Annotated in this window: 9 protein-coding genes; 4 read left to right on the forward strand and 5 right to left on the reverse strand. The window is 53.4% G+C overall.

Annotation, left to right across the window (positions count from 1 at the left end):
• Window positions 1-29 precede the first annotated feature (29 nt).
• Window positions 30-947, reverse strand: coding sequence for a MerR family transcriptional regulator (locus NYE26_RS28750; RefSeq protein ID WP_036726175.1), 918 nt, complete (start codon window positions 945-947; stop codon window positions 30-32).
• A 288-nt stretch (window positions 948-1,235) separates the two neighbouring features.
• Between NYE26_RS28750 and NYE26_RS28755 the strand changes: the two genes are divergently transcribed.
• A complete protein-coding gene (locus NYE26_RS28755) occupies window positions 1,236-2,783 on the forward strand; it encodes a phospholipase D family protein (protein ID WP_339251914.1) in 1,548 nt (515 codons plus the stop codon).
• A 71-nt stretch (window positions 2,784-2,854) separates the two neighbouring features.
• Here NYE26_RS28755 and cls read toward each other — a convergent pair whose 3' ends face one another.
• Complete coding sequence (cls, locus tag NYE26_RS28760; protein ID WP_209868484.1) at window positions 2,855-4,363, reverse strand: cardiolipin synthase; 1,509 nt, start codon at window positions 4,361-4,363, stop codon at window positions 2,855-2,857.
• Window positions 4,364-4,561: 198 nt separating this feature from the next.
• Between cls and NYE26_RS28765 the strand changes: the two genes are divergently transcribed.
• Window positions 4,562-5,461: a TetR/AcrR family transcriptional regulator gene (locus NYE26_RS28765; protein WP_339251917.1), complete on the forward strand. Its 900-nt coding sequence runs from the start codon at window positions 4,562-4,564 to the stop codon at window positions 5,459-5,461.
• 59 nt (window positions 5,462-5,520) lie between these two features.
• Window positions 5,521-8,718, forward strand: coding sequence for an efflux RND transporter permease subunit (locus NYE26_RS28770; RefSeq protein ID WP_339251919.1), 3,198 nt, complete (start codon window positions 5,521-5,523; stop codon window positions 8,716-8,718).
• A 400-nt stretch (window positions 8,719-9,118) separates the two neighbouring features.
• Here NYE26_RS28770 and NYE26_RS28775 read toward each other — a convergent pair whose 3' ends face one another.
• Both NYE26_RS28775 and NYE26_RS28780 read right to left on the reverse strand, forming a co-directional pair.
• Window positions 9,119-9,283 (reverse strand): hypothetical protein, encoded by a 165-nt coding sequence (locus NYE26_RS28775; RefSeq protein ID WP_339251921.1) that lies wholly within the window; start codon window positions 9,281-9,283, stop codon window positions 9,119-9,121.
• Window positions 9,284-9,613: 330 nt separating this feature from the next.
• Window positions 9,614-10,309, reverse strand: coding sequence for a molecular chaperone TorD family protein (locus NYE26_RS28780; protein WP_036726172.1), 696 nt, complete (start codon window positions 10,307-10,309; stop codon window positions 9,614-9,616).
• Window positions 10,310-10,634: 325 nt separating this feature from the next.
• On the opposite strand from NYE26_RS28780, the gene moaA reads away from it, so the two are divergent.
• Entirely contained in the window at window positions 10,635-11,636 is a 1,002-nt protein-coding gene (gene moaA, locus NYE26_RS28785) for a GTP 3',8-cyclase MoaA (RefSeq protein WP_339251924.1), read from the forward strand.
• 84 nt (window positions 11,637-11,720) lie between these two features.
• Here moaA and NYE26_RS28790 read toward each other — a convergent pair whose 3' ends face one another.
• Window positions 11,721-12,302 carry a hypothetical protein gene (locus NYE26_RS28790; RefSeq protein WP_339251925.1) on the reverse strand — a complete coding sequence of 194 codons (582 nt, stop codon included), beginning with the start codon at window positions 12,300-12,302 and terminating at the stop codon, window positions 11,721-11,723.
• Between the last annotated feature and the right edge of the window lie 101 nt (window positions 12,303-12,403).

The following is a 12,403-nucleotide window of genomic DNA, read 5'->3' on the forward strand; positions in this document are numbered from 1 at the left end:
TCCTACACTATTAAAATTCAATATAACTGCTACGCTCTATGCCGGATTGTTGCATATTCCTGATCGAACCAGGCTTGCCATTTCTCCGGCGGCTCCGCCATCACATAGGTGGCGTTGGTATCCTGGAGGCTGATTGCCTCATAAGCTCTACCGCCCGCAATGAGCTGCATCTCCGGGTACAAGCTGCCTAGCCGTTCAAGCAGCTCCTCCGTATAGGGGACCAGCGTACCATTCGTAACGGATAGGCAGACAGCTCCGATACGCTCTTGCTTCTCCAGCAGCTCCATCACACCGTCCTCGGGGGTATTGGCCCCCAGATAGATGACTTCAACCCCGTTTCTGCGCAGGAACAGCGAGAACAGCAGCAAGCCGACCTGGTGATGCTCTCCTGCCGGGCAAAAGGCAAGCACCTTGTGCAGATGGGCATACACCGGGAACACGTGAAAGAACTGGGACAGCCGGTTCGAGATCATATGTGTCATATAATGCTCCTGGGCTACGGTTGCCGTCCCTTGCTCCCAGGCATCACCAACCTTCACCAGAACAGGCACCAACACCTGATGGACCATCGCCTCATAGCCGTACAGGGAGAACCCGAAATCGATCAGGGCATCGGCCCGCTCACCCTGGATGTCGAGCAGCGCTGCATAGATCTGCTGCCTCATTTTGTCCAAGGCATCCTTGGGGTCACCGCCCGCAACGGACAGCCGGTCATCCAGGTCCTTCTGCTTATGCTGCTTCAGCATCCGCACAGCATGTGAGATACTGATGCCCTGTTTATCGGTCTGTTCCTTCAACCAGCGAAGGTCCTCAATATTCTCTTGGTTGTACAGTCTATAGCCGGACTCGGTACGTTCCGGGACGACAGCCTGATACCGGTTCTCCCACGCCCGCAGAGTGACAGAGGGAATATCGAGCATTTCGACAACCTGTTTGATGGAATACACGATGGATCTCACTGCCTTCCTGTTTACACTGAATACATTTGAAGATTCAAACCTTATACAAATTATTTACACTCATTATACAATTGCATCTGTGTTATGTCACCAGAACTTGTATGATGCAGCTTGCAGGTACGGCGCGGATGAGCAGGAGCGCTTTGTGCAACACTAGATTTTTCAGGGATTTTGCCGTCAGCTGCTTCACTTCTCCTTAGCGGGCGTTATAGGTATTTACAATGCCGGGCTACCCTATAGCCGCTCTAGCCCCGCAGCAGACCCAGGAGGATAACTATGAATCAAGGCCGCCATCCCGTCACACCCGAAAAGTTACAGATCACGCTGGCTTCAGGTGCCATTACGGCATCCCGCCACAAGCGTCAGACGCAGTTCTTCCTGCGCCGCCGCTCCAGACTCCTGCTGGCCCTGATCCTTCTTCTCCTCTGGCTGGCCGGGGTGATGATCTATCAGACCCATAAGCCGCTGCCGCCCGGACTTTCTGCGGAGAGCCCTGCTTATAAGGTGAGTACGGTCGCCTTCTGGCATGATCTGACCTATCAGGACAGCAGCGGGAAGCAGGCAAGGGAAGAACAGATTCTGCCCAGAATCCTGCAGATTATTGAAGAGTCCAGACAATTCCTCGTGATCGATCTGTTCCTGTTCAATAACTATACCCATACAGACCAGCAGTTCCCCGCTGTCAGCAGACAGCTTACCGATAAGCTGCTTGCCCAGAAAGCCGCCTATCCCGCCATGGAGATCGCCTTCATCACCGATGAGGTGAATACGAACTACGGCTCTGCGCCTAATGCCCTCCTGGAAGAGATGAGAGCTGCCGGTATTAAGATCATCATGACAGATGTAGACGGTCTGCGGGACTCGACTCCTGCCTATTCTGCGGTCTGGCGCACCTTCATCCAGTGGTTCGGACAATCCGGCACCGGCTGGATTCCGAATCTGATGGCCAGCGGAGGGCCGGACATTACCACACGTTCCTACCTGAAGCTGCTCAATGTCAAAGCGAACCACCGCAAGGTCGTGCTGAGCGAGAACACCGCCTTGATCTCCTCCGGCAATGTGCATGATGCCAGTGCTTATCATTCCAACATTGCCCTGGAGGTGCAGGGTCCAATCCAGGAGGATATTCTGCGGAGTGAGCAGGCGGCGGCTAATCTCTCGGGAGCCGGTCCCTTGCTGAGCAAGCCCCCTGAATTCAAACCGCCCGCCGCCGCATCCGGGGAACCTTCGCTTGAAGTCCGCTATCTGACCGAAGGCAAGGTATACAAATATGCCCTGGATGGGATCGCTGCGGCAGGACCCGGGGATGTCATCTGGATGGGGATGTTCTATCTGGCGGACGACGGAATTATCGATGCCCTTCTTGCCGCAGATGCCCGCGGCGCCCAGGTGAGACTGCTGCTTGATCCCAACCAGAATGCCTTCGGACGGGACAAAATCGGCATCCCCAACCGTCCCGTTGCCATGGACCTGGACCGCCGCTCTGAAGGAAATATCCTGATCCGCTGGTACAACACAGGCGAGGAGCAGTATCACAGCAAGCTGCTGTTCATTGCCAAGGCGTCAGGCGACTCTACCCTGCTGGGCGGATCAACGAACTTCACAGCCCGTAATCTGGACGACTATAACCTGGAGAACGACCTCTATGTATCCGTTCCGCGGGAACAGCCGCTGTATGCGGAGGTGGAGGGCTACTTCAACCGGCTATGGAACAACGAGGGCGCTGAATACAGCCTGCCGCTCACGGAATATCAGAGTGAGGTCACCTGGTTGAAATACATCCTCTACCGTATACAGACCCGGCTTGGATTCACTACCTTCTGATGGAACAACAAAAAACGGTACCGTCCTTTTGGGGCACGGTACCGTTTTTTTATTTCAGTCCGCTTGTCCGCTTACAGCAGCGGAGACATCAGCCGGGCTGCGGATTCCAGCAGCCGCTCCAGCAGTCTTTTCTCCATGAAGGTCTCATGGACAATCTGCCGCGTAGACTGCAGGTCACGCTCGAAGTCTGCAACAATGCGCGAGACACTCTCGGTCTGCAGCAGCAGCGCGTTCACCTCAAAATTAAGATGGAAGCTGCGCATATCCATGTTCGCTGTTCCAATCGTAGCAATCTCCCCGTCTGCAATCAGCAGCTTGGAGTGGATGAAGCCCTTCTCATATTCATAGATCTTCACGCCGGACTCCAGCAGCGCCGGGAAGTAGGAATGGGAGGCCAGGAACGGAATCCATTTATCCGGCTTCGCCGGGAACAGCAGGCGGACATCCAGACCCGACATCGCCGCCACACGCAGCGCAGTCAGTATATCCTCATCGGGGATGAAGTAGGGACTGGCGATCCAGACGGATTTTTCCGCAGTAGTAATCATGGAGAAGAAAATATTCTTGAGCGCACGCCGCTCATTATCCGGGCCGCTGGCAATAATCTGCACCGCCCCGTCTCCGGTAGTGAAGCGAAGCTGAGGGGAGAGGTAGTCCTGCTCCAGGATTTTCTCGCCGGTCGTGTGCATCCAGTCCTGCAGGAAGATAATCTGCATCGTCCGCACCGCTTCGCCCCTCAGCAGCATATGTGTATCCCGCCAGAACCCGTAGGTCTTGCTGCGGCTCAAGTACTCGTCCCCGACATTCAGCCCGCCCATAAAGCCGACATCGCCGTCGATGACCACGATTTTGCGGTGATTGCGGTAATTCACCCTGCTGGAGAAAAAGGAGGTGGAGTTGCCGTAAGCAGCCACCTGCACCCCCGCATCACTGAGCTCCTTAAGGAAGGCTCTGGAGAGCTGAATGCTCCCGACCGCATCATACATGAACCGGACCGCCACGCCTGCGCGGGCTTTCTCAATCAGAATCTGCTGAATGCGCGTGCCGATATGATCTGCCCGGAAAATATAATACTCCATATGGATATGATGCTGCGCCTGCCGCAGCTCCAGCAGCAGTGTCCCGAAGGTCTCCTCCCCGTTGGTCAGGATGCGCGACTCTGAATTGAAGGAGATCGGCGTGCGCCCGAGCCGTTGGGACAGGCCCAGCAGCTTCTGCTGCGAGGGGCTGAACACCGACCAGTCCTGGTGCATCCGCAACGCATCGTTCTCAATCCGTTCATAGGCCATGAGGTCGCGCTGGGCCTTCTTGTCATACTTGCGCCGCTTGAATACATTCTGCCCGAACAGGAAATAGAACACCAGCCCCAGCACCGGGATCAGCGCGAGCAGCAGAATCCAGGACACTGTGGTGGAGGGATTGCGGTTCTCCATGAAGATCCCCAGCGCGACAGAGATGACCGTCAATGTGGAAAATATACTGATAATCGTCCCGGCTGTACTGCCGAACACGCCAAATCCAAAATAATAAAAAGCCAGCAAAGCCGCTATAATGACTATTGCCTGCAGTCCTCTTCTCATATGTACCCTACCTTCTCATTCCGCCGATTCTCACCAAAATGACACATTTATATCTTACATGAAGAATCCGTTTCTTCCTACTGAAACCTGCAAATTTGTATTGCTGCAGGATATATAATATAATCTCACTGACCAATCAGTCAAATATAGAACTGTCTAGTCAGAACGGGGGCTTATATCGCCTTGACCGCTAAAAGCATGACCAAAAAAGAACAAATCATCAAGACCGCCATGCAGCTGTTCGCTGTAAAAGGCTCCTCCTCCACCTCCATGCAGGAGATTGCCGAATTATGCGGGATTTCCAAAGGAAGTCTGTATCTGATCTTCAAATCCAAAGAAGATCTGGAACGCAGTATATACATCTACTGCTTCCGGATGATTCATGATCCGCTGCAGCAGGAGGAGCAGGCTGCCGGCAGAGAGCCCCGGGAGAAGCTGCGTAACCAGCTCGAAATTCTGCTTAGTCATGTATACGAGCTGCGCGAATTCCTGCAGCGCCAATTCCAGGAGGTGGCCGGCCGGGGTGTGGCCGAGATTCCCGATTGGGTGAAGCAGAACAACGCCGCCCTGCTGCGCTGGTTCCAGCAGAAGCTGGAGCTCATGTACGGGCCAGAGATTCTGCCCTATGCAGGCGAGCTGTGCGTGCTCAGCCACGGCATGATCAGCTCCAGCATCAAGCTGCTGTTCGGTCAGGAGACTGTTGTCTCCATCCCTGAACTGGCTGACCGGCTGGTGGACTGGCTGGACATTATGGTCTCCGGCCTGCTTGCAGGGAAGCCCGCCCCTCTGATCTCTTCCGCAGTCCTCGCCGGATGGGCTGAGGGTCAAGGAGAAGGACCGCGCCAGAGCCCGCTTCAGCTGATCAAGGCGATGAAGCTCCTGCTCAGTGAAGCGGACGGAATCAGCCCGGAGCATGCCGAAGACGGTCTGGAGTCCCTGGGTATTCTGGAGAGCGAAATCCTCACCACCCAGCCCCGGAAAGCGATCATTCAAGGAATGATTGCCAATCTTGAGGGGTACCCCGGATTATCCGGCGAGCTAAGTCAATTGAAGAAAATATTCACCCCCTATATGCACACTTCCTGCGGACTTCATTAAGGACAGAGGCGGCACGCCTGTAAGATCAAGAATAATTGTACTGGAGGTTCCTTTTTCTGATGAAAAGCCTAATTAATTTCTCGCTCCGCAACAAATTCGCCGTCTGGCTGCTGACGATCATTATTGTCTTCGCCGGTCTGTACAGCGGATTGACTATGAAGCAGGAGACCCTGCCTAACATTAGTATCCCTTATCTCAGCATTACTACTATTTATCCTGGAGCCGCACCCGAAGGGGTCGTGAATGACGTCAGCAAGCCGCTGGAGCAGAAGCTCCGCAACGTAGACGGCGTGAAGATGCTGACCTCCACCTCTCTGGAGAACGCCTCCAGCGTCACCATTGAGTTCGACTACGGCACGAACCTGGACAATGCTACAGCAGCAGTGCGGGAAGCTTTGAACGAGGTGAAGCTGCCGGATGAGGTGCAAAAGCCGCAAATCTCGCGCTTCAGCCTCAGCTCGCTGCCGGTCATCTCCCTCAGTATCTCTGACGAGAGCTCCGGCGATCTGGAGGAGCTGACCCGGGTTGCCGAGAATGATATCCGCCCGGCGCTGGAGGATATAGAAGGCGTCGCCTCTGTGCAGATTGCCGGACAATATGTCAAAGAAGTCTCCCTGAAGTTCAATCAGGAGAAGCTGAAGCAGTATGGACTGACCGAGGATACGATCAAAGGCATCATCCAAGCCTCCTCCCTGCGGGTGCCGCTCGGATTGTTCGAGATGGACAAGTCACAGAAGGCTGTTGTGGTTGACGGCAACATCACTACAGTGGAGGACTTGCAGAATGTCAGCATTCCGCTGGTTCCTGCTGGTCCTGCGGCGGGTGCTGCCGGAGCCGGTGCAACTGGCATGCCTGGCACAGGAGCCGGGGAAGCAGGCGGTGCTAGTACTGCTGCTGGCGGCACCAATGCTGCTGCTGGCGGTACCGGGGCTGGCGCTGGCGCCATGACCGGGCTGCCGACGGTGAAGCTGAGCGAGCTTGCCACTATCGAGGTAGTCGGCAAATCGGAATCCATCTCCCGCACCAACGGCAAGGAATCCATCGGGATTCAGATTGTGAAGGCCAATGATGCCAACACCGTCGATGTCGTGAACGGGGTCAAGGACAAGACAGAAGAACTGAAGAAACAATACAAGTCGATGGACCTTACCGTGCTGCTGGATCAAGGCAAGCCGATTGAGGATTCCGTGAACACGATGCTGTCCAAGGCTGCCTTCGGCGCCCTGTTCGCCGTGCTTATCATCCTGCTGTTCCTGCGCAATATCCGTTCTACCATTATTTCTATTATCTCGATTCCATTATCCCTGCTGATTGCAGTATTATGCCTGCGGCAAATGGATATTACGCTGAATATGATGACGCTCGGCGCCATGACCGTAGCCATCGGGCGGGTAGTCGATGACTCCATCGTGGTCATTGAGAACATCTTCCGGCGGCTTACGCTGTCCGGCGAGAAGCTTCGCGGCAGAGAGCTGATCAGCGCGGCTACCCGTGAGATGTTTGTGCCGATTATGTCTTCAACCATTGTGACGATTGCCGTCTTCCTGCCGCTCGCCTTTGTCAGCGGGATGGTCGGTGAGCTGTTCCTGCCGTTTGCCCTCACTATGGTATTCGCGCTGCTGGCTTCACTGGTGGTTGCCATTACCCTGGTGCCTGCACTGGCCCATACCCTGTTCCGTAATGGACTCAAGAAGGGGAAAAAGGGTCACGAAGACAAGCCCGGCGCATTGGCGGGCGGGTATGTCCGAATCCTGGACTGGTGTCTCTCGCATAAGCTGATCACCTTGGGTGTTGCTGTCCTGCTACTGGCAGGCAGTCTGTTCCTGATCAAGCCGATCGGCGTCAGCTTCCTGCCTTCCCAGGAAGAGAAGAATGTTACGCTTACCTTCTCCCCGAAGGCCGGGCAGACGCTGGAGGATGTGAAGGCGCTGGGCCTGAAGGCTGAGAAGTTCATTCTGGCCCAGAAGCATCTCGACAAAATGCAGTATTCCATTGGCGGCAGCAGCCCGTTCGGAATGGGCTCAGGCAATTCAGGCTTGTTCTATGTCACGTATGACAGCAACACGCCTGATTTCGATACCGTGAAGGAGAAGTTAATTGAAGGCTTGAGCCAAGAGGTGCCGGATGGCGTGTGGGGCGATTTGTCCGGCATGGCCGGAGGCGGACTGGGCGGCAGTACCCTTACTGTTAACATCTTCGGCGATACGCTGGAGCAGCTCAAACCGGTAGCCGATGACATTGCCGGGATCGTTCAGGCAGACACCAAGAACTTCAAAGACGGGAAGACCAGCCTCTCTGAAGCCTATGATCAATACACCATCGTCGCTGACCAGGCCAAGCTTAGCTCACTGGGCCTAACGGCCGGACAGCTTGTGATGAAGCTGAGCCCTGCCGGAACCCGGCCTGTACTGACTGAGGTAGAGCTGGACGGCAAGAATTACAAGGTCTACATTGAGACGGACAAGGATTCCTACAGCAGCATTGAAGAAATGAAGGCCGCCACGCTCACTTCGCCGCTAGGTATTACTGTACCGATTGGCGAGGTAGCAAGCATCGAACAGGGCCAGTCCCCGGATTCCATTACCCGTGAAGACGGCAAAATGAAAGTCGAGGTAACCGCCGACATTATCTCCAGTGACATTAATAGTGCCTCCAAGGCTGTGCAGGACAAAATAGATGCTCTTGATCTCCCGGACGGCGTGACCATCACCTTCGGCGGAGTCACCGAGCAGATTAATGAGACCTTCGGACAGCTTGGCATCGCCATGCTCGCGGCTATTGCGATTGTATACTTCGTGCTCGTAGTCACCTTCGGCGGCGGTCTGGCACCGTTCGCCATCCTGTTCTCGCTGCCGTTCACAGTCATCGGCGCTCTTGTTGCCCTGCTCCTGGCCGGCGAGACCTTGAACGTCTCCGCACTGATGGGTGCGCTGATGCTGATCGGTATCGTGGTCACCAATGCAATTGTCTTGATTGACCGGGTAATCCATAAGGAACAAGAGGGAATGTCTACACGCAAGGCGCTGCTTGAGGCCGGGGCTACCCGCCTTCGCCCGATTCTCATGACTGCGCTCGCTACTATAGGCGCCCTGCTGCCATTGGTTACAGGCCTGGAGAACAGCGCCGGAATCATCTCCAAGGGACTTGGCGTAACCGTCATCGGCGGTCTCGTCAGCTCCACGCTGCTGACCCTGGTCGTTGTACCGGTGGTGTATGAGTTCCTGATGAAGTTTCGGAGTAAGAAGACTTACGAATAAATAGGGGATGAACTGCAGTTTCAGTTATATAGAGTGAACTGGGGCACCTCCGCTTCAGGCAGGACCGTGACTGCAGAGAATGTTTGGACTTCCGGTCGCTGTTAGGTTGGAAATTCCTGATTCGAACCGCTCTTCGCGGTAGAATTTCCAACCTAAAGGCGAACGCTATCGCTCCTACAGTTCCAAACTTCTCCTCCGCCACTCTCCCTGAAGGAGATTCTCCAGATCACAACCTATAAAGTGAAAGCTTAAGTTCAAGACCCTAGGAGCAGAAATAAGGCGCCCTTCCGAATTGATGGAAGGGCGCCTATCTTTATGTAATGCTAATTATACCAATTAATCTGCTTCTTCTATCAGTAAATCCATTGTACCAAGGTAACAGTACCGAGAATCCTCTTGCTCATACATTCTTAGCCATTTCTAATGCACGAGCTAAAAACTCAGAATTTTTCATACCTCCATTACTTCTATCTATTAACACCTGATTTTCTTGTACAGTAAGATGATTTCCTTCAATTGCAAGGGATGATCTAACATACGATAGGGCAGCCTGCTTTCGTTTCAATGATCTTCTCAATTAAATCATTCCTTTGAATATTCCATATGACTTTATTATACCATTTACCGCTAATTGTATTTTGTACACCTAAATGATGACTAAAAGCCTGAATAGTTGAGATAACTGCATTCCGTACAATTAAAAACAACGGTATCGCTTGTTTTAGGAAAAATCGGGATATTTAGTTGTATAAACTACATTTATAACCATTTACTAGCGATCACCCATCACTTTAGTTGCACAGACTACACTTAAGGCCCGACGACCCTAGGAGCAGAAATAAGGCGCCCTTCCGATGGATGGAAGGGCGCCTTTTTGATTGAATATGGATGCTTATTATGCCATGGCCGCCGCGCTGCTCTCCAGCGAAGCCTTCCAGGCACGCAGCATATGCAGATCCTGCGGCAGGAATTCCTCCAACATATGGCTGAGTCCCAGATACAGCGGGCTGTCGGTGGCAGCGTTCATTCTCGCACAGAATTGTGGAGTCCACTTCAGCAGATGCTCCTCAAGGAATCTCTCCTGGATCTCCAGAAGCTCCATCGCACTGCGGATCGAGAAGCTGTTGTACAGCATCCGTTCATGCAGCACGGCCATGAATTCCAGTTCAATGGCAATATGGTCGTCGGCTTCGCCGCTGCACTTCTTGAAGACAATCCCCGCCGAAGCGTACACATCCGAGAGCACGTTGCAGAATTCTTCCTCACGGCCCAGCTGAGCCGCTTCACGGGCCACGAAGGAGCTGACGGCCCGCTCATTCATCAGACGTTTGTATTCGAGTTTCTCTTTCTCGCAGATGGCCGGGAGCATGGATGGCTCCTGGCTGCACAGGTAACGCTTCAATTCACGGCCGCCTTCGGTCATCTCCGCAGCGACACTCATCTCACGGTTACGGCTCCACTGGGCGACCAGTGAGAGAGATGGTTTTCTTCCATAGAAGTCCACCAGCAGCTGATATATTAATCCCCGACTCTCCAGCCAGCGGCTGCAAGCCTCCGGCACGACAAGCGATGGAACAGTTGGTATGGTCATTTTGCAAATCCTCCCTACATAGTTTGCCGGATACCCGGGGTATCCTTAGGGATCGCCGCCTGAGCCTTCCGGTATCATAGCTGTGCTTCGCAAAAGTAAAAGTATCTAAAGTTTGAATCTTCCGCACCTAAATTATATCGAATATGATAAGCGCTTTCGGTGAGCATTCTATGACCATTCCCTGGAATTGTCGCACTTTTGTCATAATTAGGCTGCTGCTTTGGCCTTCTATCCCCCTATGCTTTAGATTGTCCGCTGTGCATTGACGCGGCTGAATGGTTTCTTTAAAATTTAAACTAAAATCAACAGGTGAAGGAGCAACGCTATGGAGCCGCTGACTGACCCTTTTGGACGCATACATGATTACCTACGCATCTCGGTTACTGACCGCTGCAACCTGCGCTGTATCTATTGTATGCCCGCCGAAGGAATGCAATTCCAGCCGCAGGACGAGATTATGAGCTACGAGGAGATTGCCGCTGTGGTGGAGGCGCTTGCGCCCCTGGGCCTGCGGAAGGTCCGGCTGACGGGGGGCGAACCGCTGGTCCGCAAGGATCTGGAGAAGCTGGTAGCCATGATCTCCGCTATACCTGGCATTGAAGATATCTCATTGACGACGAACGGGCTGATGCTGCCAGCCAAGGCGGCTATCCTGAAGCAGGCTGGGCTGTCCCGGGTGAACATCAGCCTGGATTCGCTGCGGCCGGACCGCTTCTCGATGATTACCCGCGGCGGCGATGTTGCCAAGGTGCTGAAGGGAATTGAAGCCGCAGAAGCCGCCGGCCTGTCCCCGATCAAGCTGAATGTCGTGCTGATGAAAGGCATTAACGATGACGAGATCAAGGACTTCATCGCCCTGACCCTGAACAGCCCGCTGAATGTGCGGTTCATTGAATACATGCCGATTGGCAGCGCCAGCGACGCCTGGCGGCAGACCTATCTGCCGCTGGAGACTGTAGTAGAGGCCTGCAAGGAAGCGGGCTGGGCCACCGAGGAGGCCGACATGCCCTCCGGGAATGGCCCTTCCCAGAACCGGCGGGTCACCGGCGCGAAGGGAACCTTCGGGCTGATCCACCCGGTCAGCGAGCATTTCTGCGACAATTGCAACCGGCTGCGCCTAACCGCCGACGGCAACATCAAAGCCTGCCTGTACTGGCAGGACGAATATAATGTGCGCCCGCTGATCAGCTCCCCTGCGGCGGTGCAGGCCCTGTTCCGCGAGGCGCTAGGCAACAAGCCGCATAACCACGAAATGGCGCTGGCCCTGGAGCACAAAGCCCAGAGCCACACCCCCACCGCCCGCCGCATGTCGCAGATTGGCGGGTAGGGCGCACGGAGAGAAATGTAATATGCCCATGAACTTGTTCATGGGCCTGCTTGTTTAGAATAGATTCATAGTTAAAGTGTTAAGCTACTCCAACACACTCATTGAAGCAACAGCCTTTTCATAAGCCTCTGGATCAATTTGTTTGGCAGATTTCATGCTAAAGTAAATTCCATCAATCTCAAAATATAAGAACTCCTGGGACCCTTTTTCCTTAATCCAATTTCCCGTTATGGTTTGAGTAAGCTGAACTTTTCTTGTTGTTTCAATTTCGTGTAACGGTTCAAGCTCTCTGGAAGACTCCGTAATTAAACCACGAATAAACGAGAGATTAACTTCATTTTCTCCAGCCTTAACGCTATGCAGGTAGTCGTCAACACCCAAGCCAACTGTGGGTATGTACACTTTACTAAGTCCAGCTTTCTTCGCAGCAGTAAGGATTTCGTTTATTTGCTCATCGGTGTAACTTAACAGTTCACCTTGTTGTTCCTCTAGATTGTCCTTCTCTCCTGGATCGTTATCAGCATTTACGGTTTGGATCGGCTCAGTCATAGACGGCTTACCGGTCGGGGCTGGATCAGAAGAAGATATGTTACTAACCTGACTACAACCAACTAACAATATTTCTATTAATACGACACTCGCCAATAATCTTCTTTTATTGTTCATTCTTAATTCCTCCCCACACTTCAGAAACCTATTTATCCATCATAGGCTAGACTGCCTGCGGAAAGTTCTCATAATGGTCTCAATAATATTTCATTTTTCGA

This window comes from Paenibacillus sp. FSL P2-0136 (assembly GCF_037975325.1).
GTDB classification, from domain to species: domain Bacteria; phylum Bacillota; class Bacilli; order Paenibacillales; family Paenibacillaceae; genus Paenibacillus_AQ; species Paenibacillus_AQ silagei.